Annotated in this window: 16 protein-coding genes; 9 read left to right on the forward strand and 7 right to left on the reverse strand. The window is 67.8% G+C overall.

Annotation, left to right across the window (positions count from 1 at the left end):
- Positions 1–278 precede the first annotated feature (278 nt).
- Positions 279–914 carry a SanA/YdcF family protein gene (locus ACWF99_RS33070; protein ID WP_452538313.1) on the forward strand — a complete coding sequence of 212 codons (636 nt, stop codon included), beginning with the start codon at positions 279–281 and terminating at the stop codon, positions 912–914.
- On the opposite strand, the gene ACWF99_RS33075 is transcribed toward ACWF99_RS33070, so the two are convergent.
- Positions 841–1,494, reverse strand: a complete 654-nt coding sequence (locus tag ACWF99_RS33075; protein WP_452538314.1) for a hypothetical protein — start codon at positions 1,492–1,494, stop codon at positions 841–843. The two genes, ACWF99_RS33070 and ACWF99_RS33075, sit on opposite strands and share 74 nt — an antisense overlap.
- A gap of 208 nt (positions 1,495–1,702) precedes the next feature.
- On the opposite strand from ACWF99_RS33075, the gene ACWF99_RS33080 reads away from it, so the two are divergent.
- A complete protein-coding gene (locus tag ACWF99_RS33080) occupies positions 1,703–4,993 on the forward strand; it encodes a DEAD/DEAH box helicase (protein ID WP_452538315.1) in 3,291 nt (1,096 codons plus the stop codon).
- Here ACWF99_RS33080 and ACWF99_RS33085 read toward each other — a convergent pair.
- From ACWF99_RS33085 to ACWF99_RS33095, 3 genes are all read right to left on the reverse strand, one after another.
- A complete protein-coding gene (locus ACWF99_RS33085; RefSeq protein WP_452538316.1) occupies positions 4,975–6,033 on the reverse strand; it encodes a class I SAM-dependent methyltransferase in 1,059 nt (352 codons plus the stop codon). The two genes, ACWF99_RS33080 and ACWF99_RS33085, sit on opposite strands and share 19 nt — an antisense overlap.
- 97 nt (positions 6,034–6,130) lie before the next feature.
- Positions 6,131–6,586: a PTS sugar transporter subunit IIA gene (locus ACWF99_RS33090; protein WP_452538317.1), complete on the reverse strand. Its 456-nt coding sequence runs from the start codon at positions 6,584–6,586 to the stop codon at positions 6,131–6,133.
- Positions 6,583–6,813, reverse strand: a complete 231-nt coding sequence (locus tag ACWF99_RS33095) for a glucose PTS transporter subunit EIIB (protein ID WP_101469146.1) — start codon at positions 6,811–6,813, stop codon at positions 6,583–6,585. Before ACWF99_RS33095 ends, ACWF99_RS33090 begins: the two co-directional genes overlap by 4 nt.
- A gap of 228 nt (positions 6,814–7,041) precedes the next feature.
- Here ACWF99_RS33095 and ACWF99_RS33100 point away from each other — a divergent pair, with 228 nt between their 5' ends.
- The 6 genes from ACWF99_RS33100 to ACWF99_RS33125 all read left to right on the forward strand — a co-directional run bounded on the left by ACWF99_RS33100 (position 7,042) and on the right by ACWF99_RS33125 (position 13,168).
- The gene (locus tag ACWF99_RS33100) at positions 7,042–8,388 is read left to right on the forward strand and encodes a PTS transporter subunit EIIC (RefSeq protein WP_378663549.1); all 1,347 of its coding nucleotides are present in this window, start codon (positions 7,042–7,044) and stop codon (positions 8,386–8,388) included.
- Positions 8,389–8,392: 4 nt separating this feature from the next.
- A complete protein-coding gene (locus tag ACWF99_RS33105; RefSeq protein WP_378663552.1) occupies positions 8,393–8,656 on the forward strand; it encodes an HPr family phosphocarrier protein in 264 nt (87 codons plus the stop codon).
- On the forward strand, positions 8,656–10,320 hold the full coding sequence (gene ptsP, locus ACWF99_RS33110; protein WP_452538318.1) for a phosphoenolpyruvate--protein phosphotransferase: 1,665 nt from the start codon (positions 8,656–8,658) through the stop codon (positions 10,318–10,320). The genes ACWF99_RS33105 and ptsP overlap by 1 nt, the downstream gene beginning before the upstream one ends.
- Before the next feature lie 142 nt (positions 10,321–10,462).
- The gene (locus ACWF99_RS33115; RefSeq protein ID WP_452538319.1) at positions 10,463–11,635 is read left to right on the forward strand and encodes an N-acetylglucosamine-6-phosphate deacetylase; all 1,173 of its coding nucleotides are present in this window, start codon (positions 10,463–10,465) and stop codon (positions 11,633–11,635) included.
- Positions 11,635–12,414: a glucosamine-6-phosphate deaminase gene (nagB, locus tag ACWF99_RS33120; protein ID WP_452538320.1), complete on the forward strand. Its 780-nt coding sequence runs from the start codon at positions 11,635–11,637 to the stop codon at positions 12,412–12,414. The genes ACWF99_RS33115 and nagB overlap by 1 nt, the downstream gene beginning before the upstream one ends.
- 1 nt (position 12,415) lies before the next feature.
- Positions 12,416–13,168: a copper homeostasis protein CutC gene (locus ACWF99_RS33125; protein WP_452538321.1), complete on the forward strand. Its 753-nt coding sequence runs from the start codon at positions 12,416–12,418 to the stop codon at positions 13,166–13,168.
- Between the two features lie 25 nt (positions 13,169–13,193).
- On the opposite strand, the gene ACWF99_RS33130 is transcribed toward ACWF99_RS33125, so the two are convergent.
- Both ACWF99_RS33130 and ACWF99_RS33135 read right to left on the reverse strand, forming a co-directional pair.
- Positions 13,194–13,835, reverse strand: a complete 642-nt coding sequence (locus tag ACWF99_RS33130) for an HD domain-containing protein (RefSeq protein WP_452538322.1) — start codon at positions 13,833–13,835, stop codon at positions 13,194–13,196.
- A gap of 73 nt (positions 13,836–13,908) precedes the next feature.
- Positions 13,909–14,577, reverse strand: a complete 669-nt coding sequence (locus ACWF99_RS33135; RefSeq protein ID WP_452538323.1) for a class I SAM-dependent methyltransferase — start codon at positions 14,575–14,577, stop codon at positions 13,909–13,911.
- 99 nt (positions 14,578–14,676) lie between these two features.
- On the opposite strand from ACWF99_RS33135, the gene ACWF99_RS33140 reads away from it, so the two are divergent.
- Positions 14,677–15,255 (forward strand): TetR/AcrR family transcriptional regulator, encoded by a 579-nt coding sequence (locus ACWF99_RS33140; protein WP_378663572.1) that lies wholly within the window; start codon positions 14,677–14,679, stop codon positions 15,253–15,255.
- On the opposite strand, the gene ACWF99_RS33145 is transcribed toward ACWF99_RS33140, so the two are convergent.
- Positions 15,191–15,493: a hypothetical protein gene (locus tag ACWF99_RS33145; protein ID WP_378639225.1), complete on the reverse strand. Its 303-nt coding sequence runs from the start codon at positions 15,491–15,493 to the stop codon at positions 15,191–15,193. The genes ACWF99_RS33140 and ACWF99_RS33145 overlap by 65 nt on opposite strands.
- Between the last annotated feature and the right edge of the window lie 13 nt (positions 15,494–15,506).

Genomic DNA, 15,506 nt, shown 5'->3' on the forward strand with positions numbered 1-15,506 from the left:
AGTTCTCAAAGAACACACGCACACACTTCTACCCACAACTTCTCGTCGGGGTTTCGGTGAGGCAAGGGTTCAAACTTAGCTCAGACAACCGGCCGGAAGCAAATCCGTACCGAGTCCGTCTGAACACGCAGTCAGTCAGGCGCTCATCGTCCTACCTCGTGTCTCGGCCGCTGGGCGGCTGAGTCGGTGTCCGTGTCGCTCTGACTGGAATAAAGTTACGTGCCGACAATTGCGATGTCAAATCCCCTAGTCAGGGGATATTTTCGCAGTGTTCATGTATGAAAGTGCGCATGGCGGAGGAACATAGCGGGAAGCGTCGGCGGTTGCGTCGCATCGCGAGAGCCGGACTTGTCGTGGCGGGTGGCCTGGTGTTGGTGACGGCTGGGGCGAACATCGCTATGTGGACTTTGTCGTCCGGCCATAGAAGCGATGTGGCGGCCGCGCCCAGCGCACCCGTCGTGATCGTCCCGGGTGCCAAAGTCGGGACGGACGGAACTCCGATGGCCTATCTACGGGGACGTCTCGATGTAGCGATCGAGTTGGTCGAAGCGGGCAAGGCCGAGCAGATTCTGTTGTCCGGGGATGCCGGCGGTTCGTCGGGCGACGAGATCGCGTCGATGACGCGCTATCTGCTCGACCACGGCATCGACCCGGCCATCGTCCGATCCGATCGTGCCGGCCTTTCCACTCGGGAGACCTGCGAGCGGGCGAAGTCGCTGTTCGGCATCGACCGGGCGATCATCGTGAGCCAGTATCACCACCTCCCCCGCGCGGTCGCGCTGTGCCGGGCCGCGGGTATCGAGGCCGACGGGGTGGTGGCTTATTGCGAGTGCAGACAGGTCACCGAGGTACGCAACAACGTTCGTGAATGGCTGGCAGCGCCGAAAGCCGTGGCGGAGATGCTTCTGCGCTGACAGCGTGCCGGGAGCGCAGAGAAGCGATGAACTGCCGCCATCTGCCGGGCCGTGCCGACCGCCGCACGGGAGGTCCTGTGACGAGAGGTGGGGACACCAGTGCGTAAGGCGGTCCTGCCATGAGGTTGCGGCACCCCTGTCGAATCTGTTCGCGGATGGTGGTGGGGTCGGCGAACTCCAGGTACTCCGACATCACCTCGAACTCCCTGGCCAGGTCTTCCAGATCCGGTGCGGGTGGGTCCGGGTATCCGGCGAGCTCCCGAAGCTGACCGGTGATCTCACCCAGGTGGTCGGCCGGCGCGGCATCATCTGCCAGCAGGGCTGTCGCGTGAGCTCGTGCCAGCCCGACCCTGACGTCGACTTCCCACGCCCTCCAGTCGTGCACGAGCCCGAGCTCGGCCATCGCGGTGCGGAACAGTTCGGGAGCAGCGCCACAGTCCGTCCGGTGCAGACAGGCGAGCGCTACCAATGCCGGACTGTCGAGTCCACGCGCGAGCGCCTCGGCGGCGGCCATCGACAGGTCCTCGCCGTTGAGCTCACCGAGCACGAATCGGTCTGCGGCGTGGGCCAAGTCGTCCATGGTCTCAGCGTGCGCGGCGCGAGGTTGATGGGTCAAAGGGTTTTCCGGGGCGGTTGTGGGCGGCGAGGTGCTCGCCGCGGCGGCAGGACCAGCGCCGATGTTCTCGCCACGGCAGGCGGGACCGCCGGGGTGACGTGCTCGGGGAATCCGGATCGCGTACCGTGATCGGGGTTGTCTGCAATGATCGCCGACCGGATTGGGGTGCATCGTGGGCGGTTCCGAGCACGCCGCGCGGCTCGTGCGTTTCTGGCAGACCGTGGAGTTGTTCGGTCCGCAGCTGGTTCCCGACGTCGAGACCGACGGACTGGTGGTCGATCTCGCGCCCGACGACCGCGCGCCATGGGAAAACCTCGCCGCGCTGCCCGCGTTGAAAACCGGGCGAGTGTGGCAGTTCGTCGTGTACGGCGGACTGTTCGAGGTGGGGCGCGCGCGGGAAGCGCTGGTGCGGACCTTCGGCGAGGATCAGCTGGAGGCCGACGCCCGACGGGCCGGGACCACAGCGGCTTTCGCGGTGACGTTGACCGACGGCGGATTGGTTGTCGAAGGCTCGGCGACGTTGTCGGGGCTGGCGTGGGCCGTGAACCGGCTGCGCGCACCGGGGCCCGGCGACATCGGCTGGGCCGACGGATTCGACCACGACTCGGCGGCGTTCACCGCCGCGCTCGACACGCTGACGCGAGAAACTCACCCCGATGCCGAACAGATGGGTCCGGCGCCGCGGTGGCGTGCGCTGGACGTGGCGGGCCGCGGGGTAGCGGCTTCGGTGCTCGCGGCGGGGGCGGATGGCGTCATCTCGCCCGGTCTCGCCGGGATGTCGGCGTTGGCCTTCGCGGAACGGTTTGCCGTCCGGCCTGACGACGACGTGGTCGAGGCCCCCCGATTGACCGGCCGCGACCTGCAGATCTTCACCGGTGAACTGTGTGCCGCGTTGGGGATTCGATCGGAATTGCGGGCCGGCGGTGTGCGGGTGGCGTGCGTCCAGGTCGCGGCGCGCGACGCCGACAGTGATGCCGCCGAGGATCGCCTGAACAGCGGGCTCGGCACGGACCTCGCCGAGCTCGCGAAAGCGGTGGAGCGCGGCGATATCGGTGCGGCACTGCGTGACTATCTCGCGGCGGCGGAATCGCTGCCGCTCGATGACCGGATCGATGTCCGTCGACGCCAGGACGCGGTCGTCGAGGGCCTGCTCCCGCACCTCATTCCGGACGGACGCTGGCCGGGCGATCCACTGGTCTCCGGACAGCAGTTCGCGGTCGATCGCGCACTGGCCGAATTGCGCGACGACGCGGGCATTTTCGCGGTGCACGGCGCGCCGGGCACCGGGACGACGACGATGCTGCGAGACCTGCTGGCCGGAATTCTGGTCGAGCGGGCCGCGCAGCTGGCGGCGTTCGACGATCCGATGGCGGTGTTCGCCGGAATCACCGAGCAGGTGCAGGTGGCGAAGAACTACACGGTGGGCGCGCACCGATTGGCGAACTGTGTGACCGGCTTCGAAGTGGTGCTGGCGACCGGCAGCGACGCCACCGCGGCCGATGTGGTCGCCGAGATCCAGCATCGCGACGCGATCGATGGCGAGCTCAATCACTTCACCGACCTGGCCGAACTCGTCGGCGGCGCACCGGCGTGGGGGCTGGTCGCGGCAGCGCTGGGCGGGACCCGACGCACGTTCGCCGAACAGTTCTGGTTCGGGGACCGATTCGCCACCGAGCGCAAGGCCGGCACACCGAACGGCGGGATGCTCGACATCCTCAAGCAGGCCGAGGCCGACCCGGATTCGATTCCCGATTGGCCGACCGCGGTGCGGGATTTCACCACTCGCCGCGCCGAGGTGCGCAGACTCGCGCAGGCGCGCCAGAACGTCGCCGACGCGGTCGCCGAGCTGCCGACCATGAACGCGGGGTTGCAGTCGACGGCGGCCGAGATCGCCAACGCCGATGACGCGCACGCGCACTGGCGCGAACGTCATCAGCTGGCCACCGAGCATCTGCGGGCCGCGCAGGCCGCGCACCACCGGGCGGGCAAATTCCTCAGCGAGCACGGTGGGCAGAAGCCGGGGTTCGTGGCGTCGCTCTCGACAGGATTCCGGGCCGGACGGCGGTGGAGTGCGCGCAGCAACGAATTGCTGCGCGAACGACATATCGCCGAGGCGGAGATGCGGCGGCGCCAGACCGAGGTCGAGTACACGCGGGAGCAGTGGGCGCAGGCCGCCGAGCACGGCCGCACGCTGATTCGCGAACACGTCGAGCTGACGGAGCGACGGGCGGCGGCGCTGGACGTTATCGAGCGGGGGCGCGAGAACTGGTCGCGCACCATCCCGTTCGGTGATGTGGCGGGCGACGACGAGCAGTTCCAGCTGTGCAACCCGTGGGCGGACGAGCACTACGCGAGCGCGCGGCGTGAGCTGTTCCTGTCGGCATTGAAGTTGCACCGCGCGTTTCTGCTCAACGCGGCCCCGCGGATTCGCGACAATCTCATCGTCGCCATCGCGTTGATCCGTGGTGAGCTCGCGGTGGAGCCGAAGCCGGAAACCGTCGCGGCGGCGTGGCAGACGCTGTTCTTCGCGGTGCCGATGATCACCACGACCTTCACCGCGCTGCCCCGGCTGTTCGCCGGGCTGGGGTCCGAGGCCATCGGATGGCTGTTCGTCGACGATGCCGGGCAGGCTGCGCCGCAGTCGGTGGCCGGTGGGTTGTGGCGGGCTCGGCGGGCGGTGATCGTCGGTGATCATCGTCAGCTGGGACCTGTCGGTGTGCTGCCCACGTCGGCGCAGGAGGCATTCGTACAGCAGTACGGGCTCGATGCGGAGTGGATGCCGGATCAGGCGTCGGCACGCCAGGCGGCTGACCGTGGGGTGCGGTACGGGACCTGGCTGATGCCCTCCGATTCGGTCGCGCCGGTGTGGGTCGGCACCCCGCTGCGGGTCCATCGTCGCAGTGACCGGCCGATTTTCGAGCTCACGCATCACATTGCCTATGACGACGATCTGCTGGTGTTCGCCACGCCGGATCGACCGGAGTTTCCCGGGCACGATCGGTGGATCGATGTCCGATCCGCACGGGCCGAAGGCAATTGGATCCCCGGCGAAGGGGAAGCGCTCGCCGCCTTGCTCGCGCGGTTGACCGAGGACGGGGTGGCAGCAGCCGATATCCGTGTGGTCAGCCCGTTCCGCGACGTCGCCCATGGCGCGCAGGAGATCGCGCGTGAGGTGCTCGGTGCGGAGTTCGCGGAGCGGCAGGTGGGCACTGTCCATGCGATGCACGGCAATTCGGCCGAGGTCGTGGTGCTGATACTGGGGACATCACCCGCGGCGGGCGGGTCGCGACGGTGGGCGGCGACGAATCCGAATGTGCTCAACACGGCGGTGTCGCGGGCTCGGCGGCGGGTCTACGTGATCGGCAACTACCGATTGTGGAGCAGCCAGCGCTATTTCGACGATCTCGCCAGGCGCTGGACGGTCGAGACCGAACAGCTCGCCGATCAGACCGTGAGCCGGTAGAACCGCCAGAATCCGAAGTTCTCGATCGGGAGGACGTCCACGGCGGTGAAACCTGCCTTCTCGGCGTACTCCCCCAGTTTCGCCGTGCGCATGACGGTGCCGGTGCCCGCGGAGCCGGGATGTGCCATGCCGTCCGGCAGGCAGACCAGCAGGCTGAACCCGTACATCAGGCGGTCGATATCGCTCGCCGGCGCGGTGAATTCCGGCGCGACGGCCTCATCCATGATGATCACCGCGCCGCCCGGACGCAGGGCTTTGCGCATCGAGGTCAGCACCGCGACGGGGTGTGGCATGTCGTGCAGGCACTCGAACGCGAACAGCGCGTCGTAGGCGGATTCGGGGAGGTCGGTGGCGGCGTCGGTGTGGTGGAAACGGACGCGATCGCCGAGTTCGGTGGCATTTTCGGTGGCCATCCGCACCGAGGGCTGATCGATGTCGTAGCCGTCGACCGCCAGCTCCGGGTAGGCGCGGGCAAGGGCGATCGCGGACCAGCCGCCGCCTGAGCCGATGTCGGCAGCCTTGGCACCGGGGCGTGACAGCAGCGCGTGGATATCGGTGACCCCGGCCAGATCTGTCGCGAGACGCCGCTCGAACCAGGGGCGGTTCATGTCCGACTGGGATTCGCGCATGTCGGCGCCGTAGTCGGACCAGCCCACGCCACCGCCATCACGGTAAGCACGCACCAACGCGGGCATCTGGACGGCGGCACCGGCCAGCATACGAGCCAGTGGCGCAAGGTAATCGAGACTGTTCGGGTCGGTGAGAACCTCGGCGGCGCCGGCGGGCAGGGCGAACCGCCCGTCCGCGGCCACCGTCAGAATCCCGGTCGCCGCCTGCTGCTCGAGCCACTCCTGCGCGTACCGGCGATCCCCACCCGCCCGCGCGACCAACTCACCCGCATCCGCGGGCCCACCCTCGACCAACGCCCGATACCAGCCGAGCCGATCCCCGAGATGCACCGCCAGAATATCGATGGCCCCGAGCGCGGCCCCGAACAACCGCTCGGCGAACTGCTCACTGGATTGCTCAGCCCCGGTCACCGGTCACCCTCCTGTCGACGCGATACGGATCGACGCCGACCCGCTGATACGGACTACGGGTCGGCCCGCCGAAAGGTTCAGCAGCAGGTCAGGGTGGCTACGGCGAATCGAACAGGAGGTTGCCGGATTCGACGATGGTGCCGATGGTGTCGGTGTAGACGGAGTCTTTTGCCGAGTCCATGACTACGACGGGGCAGATGACCGAGTAGCCGGTGGCGGCGGTTTTCGTCGGGTCGAAGGTGACGATGGGGGCGCCGGCTTCCACGGTGTCGCCTTCGGTGGCGAGCAGTTCGAAGCCTTCGCCTTTGAGTTTCACAGTGTCGATGCCCAGGTGGACCAGGACGCCGACACCGTTGCCGAAGATGACGAAGGCGTGGGGGTGGAGTTTGAGGATCTTGCCTGCGATGGGGGCCGTCACCATCAGGGTGCCGCGGGTGCGGTCGGGGTCGAGCGCGATGCCGGACCCGACGATCTGCTCGGCGAAGACCTGATCGGGGACCTCGGACAGGGCCACCACCTTGCCGGGCAGCGGAGCGATGACCGGGATGCTCACAGAATGTCCTCGATGTCGTCGGCCAAGGTGTCGGCTTCGGGGCCGACGACGACCTGCACGACCGTGCCCGACTTGAGGACGCCGTGGGCGCCCGCGGCCTTGAGAGCGGCCTCGTCGACCTTGCTACCGTCCTTCACCTCGGTGCGCAACCGGGTGATGCAGGCCTCGATCTCGACGATGTTGTCCGCGCCGCCCAAGCCCTGGACGATCGCTTCCGCTTTGGACATCTGTTCTCCCTTTCGGCGGTGGTTGCCAGTACCAGTATGGGAGTCTCGAATGTGCGCCACATCATATTCAGCGGTTGACATCCGACCTCCACCTGGTCAAACTGGCAACTGGTTATGACCGGACAGTACCCGTCAGGTACACCGGTTCACAACAGTTAACCCGGATCGGCGGGCAAGCCGGTCCTCCCTCGCCGAGACCGCCGCAAAGCCGGCACGAAGAAGGTCGACATGACTGCCGTTACCGACACACCCAAACAAGAATCGAAGGTGTTCGCGGGATTGCAGCGCCTCGGTCGCAGCCTCATGCTGCCGATCGCGGTGCTCCCCGCGGCGGGCATCCTGCTGCGCATCGGCCAGGACGACCTCCTCGGCCGCTTCTCCGCGCTGGAGAGCACCGCCTCGGTCATCTCGGCAGCCGGGCAGGCCGTGTTCACCTGGCTGCCGCTGATCTTCGCCGTCGGTATCGCGATCGGCTGGGCGAAGAAGGCCGACGGGTCGACGGCGCTGGCCGCGGTGGTCGGCTACATGGTGATCAACGGCGTGTTCGAAGCGATGTCACCGATCGTGCTCGAAGGGAAAACCGACCCGAAGGGCGCGCAGGCGCTGATCAACTACGGCGTCCTCGCCGGCATCGTGATGGGTCTGCTGTCGGCGATGCTGTGGCAGCGGTTCTATCGCACGAAGCTGCCCGACTTCCTCGGCTTCTTCAACGGCAGGCGGCTGGTGCCGATCCTGACCGCGTTCACCGGCCTCGTCGTCGGCGTCGGCATGGCGTTCCTGTACCCGGCCTTCAACTCCGCGCTCACCTGGGTGGGCGAGACCGTCGCGGACAACTCGGTCGTCGGCGGCGGCATCTACGGCGCGGCCAACCGCCTGCTCATCCCGACCGGTCTGCACCACATCCTGAACTCCACGGTCTGGTTCCTCGTCGGCGACTACACCGATGCCTCCGGCCAGCTCGTGCGCGGTGACCTCAACCGCTTCTTCGCCGGTGATCCGACCGCGGGAACGTTCATGACGGGCTTCTTCCCGATCATGATGTTCGCGCTTCCCGCTGCCGCGCTGGCCATTTGGCGCAACGCGCGGCCGTCGCAGAAGAAGCTGGTCGGCGGCATCATGCTGTCGACCGGTCTGACCGCGTTCGTCACCGGCATCACCGAGCCGCTGGAGTTCTCGTTCATGTTCGTGGCGTGGCCGCTGTATGTGGTGCACGCGATCTTGACGGGCACGTCGATGGCGCTGGTGAACGCGCTCGGTATCCACGACGGATTCACGTTCTCCGCCGGTGCGATCGACTACCTGCTGAACTTCGGCAAGGCCACCAATGCCTGGATGCTGATCCCGATCGGGCTGGGTTACGCGGTGATCTACTACGTGCTCTTCAGCTTCGTGATCAAGAAGTGGAACCTGCGCACGCCGGGTCGCGAGGCGGAAACCGATGTCGAAGCCGGTGTGCCCGACGCGGCCCTGGTCGAAGCGGAGGCTGCCCAGACCGCCACGGGCGATACTCGAACCGACGCACCCTCGGTCGCCGAAGTCGAAACGAAGCTGGACAAGAAACTGGAAGGTGAGTGAGGCAATGAGCACCCGCACCGTCATCGTCGGATCCGAGGTGGGGCTGCACGCGCGGCCCGCCGCGAAACTCACGCAGGCCGTGCAAGCCGCGGGGGTGCCGGTGCGGATCTCGCTGGGAGGTGGCGAACCGGTCGATGCGGCCAGCGTGCTCGCGGTGATGACGCTGGGTGCGGGACACGGGGCCGAGGTAACGCTGCACGCCGAAGGCGCCGATGCCGTTCTGGACCAGCTGGCCGAACTCATCGCCTCGGACCTGGACGCCGCCTGATGGCCGAACAGGTGATCCGTGGACTCGGGGTGAGCTCGGGCGTGGTGTGCGCGCCGTGGTTGCGGTTCGGTTCGCAGCTCGAGACGTCGGCGCACGATCCCGTCGGCGGCTCGGTCGCCGACGAGCTCGCACGGGTCAAGGAGGCGCTCGGTGGCGTGTCCGACGAGATGACCGCCAGGGCCGCGCGGGTGAGTGGTGTCGCGGCGGAGATTCTTTCGATGTCGGCGACGATGGCCCGTGATCCGGGCATCGTCGCCGCCACGGAGAAGGAGCTCGCCGCCGGGATGCCGACGGCGCACGCGGTGCACCTGGCGTTCGAGGGATTCTGCGCGAAGCTGGAAGCACTCGGCGGGTACATGGCCGAGCGGGCGACCGATCTGCGCGATATCGGCGGGCGGACCGTCGCGGTGCTGCTCGGGCTGCCGATGCCGGGCATTCCGGAGCCGGGGTATCCGTTCGTGCTGGTGGCACGGGATCTCGCACCTGCCGATACGGCGATGCTGGGTGACAGTGATGTGGTCGGGTTGCTCACCACCGAGGGCGGGCCGACCAGCCACACCGCGATTCTCGCGAAGTCTCTCGCCTTGCCCGCGGTGGTGAACTGTCCGGATACCGATCGGCTCGTCGACGGTGTACCGGTGCTGCTCGACGGCACCACCGGTGAGGTCGTGATCGATCCGAGTCCCGAGCATCAGCGGGCAGCTCTCGAACAGGCAGCGGCGGCCAAAGCGCGGATCGCGGCGGCCAGCGGGCCGGGACATACCGCTGATGGGACGCCGGTGCATCTGCTGGTGAACATCGGCACCGTCGACGACGCGGCGAAGGCCGGACCCGTCGACAGTGAGGGGGTCGGCCTGTTCCGCACCGAGTTCATGTATCTCGGGAAGACGTCCGCGCCATCGCTGGAGGAGCAGACCGCCTCGTATACAGCGGTTCTCGAACAGTTCGCCGGTCGACGAGTCGTAGTGCGGACACTCGACGCCGGGTCGGACAAGCCGCTGCCGTTTCTCGATCTCGGCACCGAGGAGAATCCGGCGCTCGGTGTGCGCGGGCTGCGGATCGGCACGGTGTTCCCGGAAACTCTGGCCACGCAGCTCACGGCTCTCGCCCGTGCGGGCGAGGCCACGGGCGCCGACCTGTGGGTGATGGCGCCCATGGTCGCCACCGCCGACGAGGCTGCCGGATTCGCGTCACTGGCAAGGGAATCCGGGTTGACCAAGGTCGGGGCGATGATCGAGATCCCGGCGGCCGCGTTGCGTGCCGCTGATCTGCTCGCGCATCTCGACTTCGTCAGCATCGGAACCAACGATCTGAGCCAGTACACGTGCGCGGTGGATCGAATGGCGGGCGGGCTCGCGCAGCTGCTCGATCCGTGGCAGCCCGCGGTGCTCGACCTGATCGCGATGGTCGGTGCGGCCGGCGCGGCGGCGGGTAAATCGGTGGGGGTGTGCGGTGAGGCGGCGTCGGATCCGACGTTGGCGCCGGTGCTGGTGGGGCTGGGCGTGACGAGTTTGTCGATGTCGGTGCCCGCGTTGCCCGCGGTAAGGGCTGCGTTGGCCGCGGTGGATGCGCAGCGGTGCCAGGACGCGGCCGATGCTGCGCGTGCGGCACGGAATCCGCAGGTTGGGCGTGCGGCGGTCGCGGCGATCATCGGGCGGGCGTGAAAAAGGTTGTTGTGCACGCGGTCCAGCCGTCGGCCGGATCGCGATGCGGTGTCCGGTGGCGGTCCGCGATCGCTGTGGTGGATGCCGTATCGGGTCGTTCAGGTGTTGGAGCCGGGCACGGCTGCGGTGATGGGGAAGGTTCGTGGTGACGGGAATCGTGCGCGGTCGTCTCGTCGGGACGGTCGAGGGTGACATCGCCGACGGCGTCGTCGAATTCGAGGACGGGCTGATCACCTGGGTCGGCGATGTAGCGAATCATTCTGCACCGGAAAGTCTTCCAGCATCCAGTGACGATCTGATACTTCCGGGATTGATCGATCTGCACTGTCATGGTGGAGCCGGGTTCGGGTTTCCCAATGCTGATGCGGACGGCGCTCGGGTCGCGGCGGCGCATCATCGGGCGCACGGCACCACCGGGCTGCTGGGGAGCTTGGTGTCGGATCAGCCGGAGGTGCTGGTCGCACAGGCGGCGATGCTGGCCGATCTTGTCGAGGACGGGGCATTGCTCGGGGTGCATCTCGAGGGCCCGTTCATCAATGCGATCCGCTGCGGGGCGCAGGATCCCGCGGCGATCATTCCCGGCGATCCCGCGTTGTTCGAGCGGCTCTACGCGGCCGCGCGCGGCACGGTGCGGTCGATGACAGTGGCTCCCGAAACCGCGCATTTCGATGAACTGCTCGCCGCGATGCGCCGACATGATGTGCTGCCCAGCCTCGGGCACACCGATGCCGATGCCGCGACCACCGCGGCGCGCATCGCCGAGGCCAGTGGTGGCCCTGTCACCGCCACGCACCTGTTCAACGGGATGCCCGCATTGCATCACCGCTCCCCCGGGCCGGTCGCCGCCTGTCTGGCCGCGGCCGGGCGAGGCCAGATGGTGGTCGAATTGATCGCTGACGGTGTGCATTTGGCGCCGGAGACGGTGACGATGGTGTTCGATACCATCGGCCCGGATCAGGTCGCGCTGGTATCCGATGCGATGGCGGCGGCGGGCATGAGCGACGGCGACTACCGGCTGGGCGCTCTCGATGTTCAGGTGCACGACGGCGTTGCCCGGCTGGCCACCGACGACGGTTCGCCCGGGGCGATCGCGGGGGGCACGGCACGGCTCGTCGACGTGCTGCGCTGGACCGTCGACGTCGCGGGCATACCGCTGTCCGATGCGGTCGTCTCCGCGACTCGAACCCCTGCTCGTGTCCTCGGTCTCGAGGGCGAACGCGGCAGTCTCACCGTCGGCGCGCGTGCCGACATTCTTGTCACCGACCAGTCATTGCGGCCGCGGCGCGTGCTCGTCGCCGGAACGGAAGGAATCTGATGGAGATCGTGATCCGGGCTGACGAAAACGAAGTGGCGAGTACGGTCGCCGATATCGTCGGCGGCTATGTGCAGGGCGGTAACGCGATCCTCGGCTTGGCTACCGGGTCGTCGCCGCTGGGGAGCTATCAGGAGCTGGCGCGCCGGTACCGCGAGGGCGAGCTGGACTTCACCACCGCCAGCGCCTTCCTGCTCGACGAGTACGTCGGTTTGCCGAAAGATCATCCGCAGTCGTATTTCTCGGTCATCCGGTCGGAGTTCGTCGACCATGTGAACCTGGATCCCGCACGGGTGCTGAGCCCGAACGGGGAGGCCGGTGATGTCGCGGGTGAGGGCCGCCGGTACGACGCGGCCATCGCCGCCGCGGGTGGGGTCGACGTGCAGTTGCTGGGGATCGGCACCGATGGGCACATCGGGTTCAACGAGCCCGGGTCGGCGCTCACCTCGCGCACGCGCGTGAAGACACTGACCGAACAGACGCGTAAGGACAACGCGCGCTTTTTCGACGGGCCGGAGAATGTGCCGCATCACGTCCTCACCCAGGGCCTCGGCACCATCAACGAGGCCGGGCATCTGGTGATGATCGCGCTCGGCGCCGGCAAGGCCGATGCGATCGCCGCCGCCGCCGAAGGGCCCTTGTCGGCGTTCTGCCCGGCCTCGGTCATGCAGTGGCATCCCCATGTCACCGTGGTGATCGACGAGGCCGCGGCGAGCAAGTTGAAGCTGGCGGACTACTACAAGTACGCGCTGGCGAACAAGCCTGCCTGGCAGTCGTTCTGACGTGACCGCCCTCGAGTTCGCGGTGCAGGACGCGGCGGGCGCGCTCGGTGCTCGCCGCGTCGGGGCGGATCGGGTGGAATTGTGTGCGGCGCTGGGTAGTACGGGTGGGCTCACGCCCAGCATCGGAACGATCGAGGCTGTGGTGGGAACCGGGATTCCCGTCCACGTCCTGATCCGGTGCCGGGCAGGGGGCTTCATATACGCTGACGCCGATGAACTGGCGGTGATGAACGCCGATGCGCGGGCGGCGATTTCGGCCGGTGCCGCCGGGCTGGTGATCGGGGCGCTCACCCCGGACCACCGGGTCGACGTCGAAGGGTTGAGCCGTGTGCTCGATGACGTTCCTGTCGAAGGCATAGAGCTGACCTTTCACCGTGGGATCGATCAGATTCGCGACCGCGAGACCGCGCTGGACACCCTGATCGCCGGTGGCATGACCAGGGTTCTCACCTCGGGTGGGGCATCTGCTTGCGCCGCGGGACTCGATGAGCTGGCCGCGATGGTTGTACACGCGGCAGGCCGCATCCAGATCATGGCGGGTGGCGGGATCACCGTCGACGACATCGCGGCACTACACCGGGCAGGCGTGGACGCGATTCACCTCTCGGCCCGACGTGTCATCGCTGACGACGGCGGCCCGGGCGGAGGTGGCACGTCCGGCCACGAGCAACTGGACGAGGAACTCGCCGCGGCCGCGGCCACTCAACTGGCGGCCATGGACCGGTCAGCCATCCGCGGTGACCCGACAGCCTGATCGGGCGCGCGATCGAGCGGTCGGATCAGGCGCGCTCGGCCAGGATCAACTCCGCCTCGCCGGGGTCGCAGTCGAAAGCCGCCTGTACCGCGGCGACGGCCTTGTCGTGTTCGCCTGCCGCGACCAGCTGGTCGATGTCGGCCCACAGATCGATGGGCGGGGCCACCGACGGGTCGAGGCGGCGGTCGAGCCGTTCCCACATGCGGGCCACGGTGGGGTCATCGGCGAGGAGTCCGCCGAGGTGGGCCTTGAAGGCGGGATGTTCGGTGCGGTACATGCCCATCCAGCTGCTGGCGGGTGGGCTGGCCTCGGCATTGGCGGTGCGGTCGGCAAGTTTGAGAATCACGGCTCTGGGGTGGGCGGCGATCTTGTTGTAGGCGTTCTGGTTTCGCGCCTTGCGATCGGGGCCGATGCCGGTGACCGCCCAGACCAGATCGAGAACCGCACGCCCGAAACGGGATTCGACATCTTCCGCCGTGACGGGGGTGTCTTCGACGACGTCGTGGAGCCACGCCGCGAGGGCGAGTTCACCGCCGTAGCCGAAATCGTCGAGGACACCCCGAACGGCCGCGAGATGGGTGATGTAGGGATGGACGCCGTAGCGCTGGTCGCCATGTGCCGCGATGGCGAATTCCCGTGCTTCGATTTCGCGCTGATCGAACTCCATGCCGCACCCCCGTGCTCGATTGGTGATCGTGTCGAGATCGACCCTAGCCGAGGGCACCGACAGGTTGCCGGGATCAGTGATGGGCGACCGGTTTCCGCGCGGTCAGGATGCCGGTCTGGTCGCGGCTCTGGGTGTAGCCGAGATCGGTGAAGCCGACCGCCTCGACCCGATCGGCGTAGTGGCGGATGTCGGCGTCGGCGAACGGATCGCCGCCGCGTCCGAGAAACACGGAGAGCACGGCCCGCATCCGGGGAGAGGGCGATGCGTCGGCGAGCAGCAGATGTCCGCCCGGTCGCAGCACCCGCCACATCTCGGCGATCGCGGCGGCGCGCTGCGGCTCGGGGATGTGATGCATGACGAAAGTGCAGGTGACAACGTCGAATTCGGCATCGGGCAGGGGCAGCGACTGTGCCGGGCCCACCACGTAGCGATGGTGTGTGGCGCGATCCCGGGCACTGTTGCCGGCGACCGCCGTAGCCGAGGGATCAACACCGACCGCGGCGCCGTTCGGTCCGACCGCATCGCCGAGCGCGCGGACCAGTTTGCCAGGCCCACAACCGATATCGAGTGCCCGCGCACCCGAGCGCGCACCGGAACGGGTGACGAATTCGGCGAGCAGACGACGGTGCCTGCCCAGGAAGAACACCGTGGTGAAGAGGTTGTAGCGACGCAGGCCCGCGATGACCAGGCCGGTGCCCGCGTCGTCGACGAACATGGGGGTGAGAAGCTGATTTCGGGACATGAGTTCATCGTCGGGCGCTGCCGCGCACGTCACCAGGAGCAGAATCGCCGGAGGTGTCCGTTATCGAACAGATCCGGGGAAACCGTGCAGGAGGAAGCGATGGCCGAGCACCCTGATCGCCGGGTTCGACGCACCAGGGACACGCTGCACAAAGCGCTGATCGAGCTGATGATCGAGCGCGGCTACGACAAGGTGACCGTGAGCGACATCATCGGCCGCGCCGACGTGGGGCGATCCACCTTCTACGCGCACTACCGCGACAAGGACGACCTGCTGCTGGTGAGCTGCACCGAGTTCCTGCGCCGCGAGATCATCCGCACGACAACACCGGGTTCTCCGCTCGCGCCGCTGCGCGTGATGTTCCATCTCGCCGCGCAGTATCCCGAGGTGTATCGCCCGCTGATCGGGCCGAAGGCCACCGCCACCGTCGTGCGCGCCTACCGGCAGTGTGTCGCCGAACTGGTCGGTGAGCTCCTCGGGGAGCAGCCGGCGGGCACGATCGAGTTCCTGTCGTGGGCATTGCTCGGCGTGCTGGGTCCGGTGACCGAGCCGACCGCGCCGACACCACCGGCCCAGGCGTGGCAGCGGTTCGAAACGCTCGCGCTGTACGGGCTCACTGGCTCCGGCGGCGCAGGTCCGGCCACGGCGGGCGACGCAGAATCGCCAGCGCCGCGATGACCCCGGTGAGCAGGCCGATCCATTCGCCGAGCTGAGCGATGCGATTGGCGTCCATCGCGGGCGTCCAGTGCGCGCGCCCTTCGTGGACGACGAACACACCGACCGGACGAGGGTGCCGCAACGGACCGCCACCGCGCGAGACGGTGATGACCGTAGCGCCGCCGGACGTGTCGATCGGCTCGCCGAACACGATCGGCGGCTCGGTCACCAGCTGTTCGACGCGATCTCTGATCGTCATCGCCATCCTGTCT

It is taken from the genome of Nocardia sp. NPDC055002, from assembly GCF_053608825.1.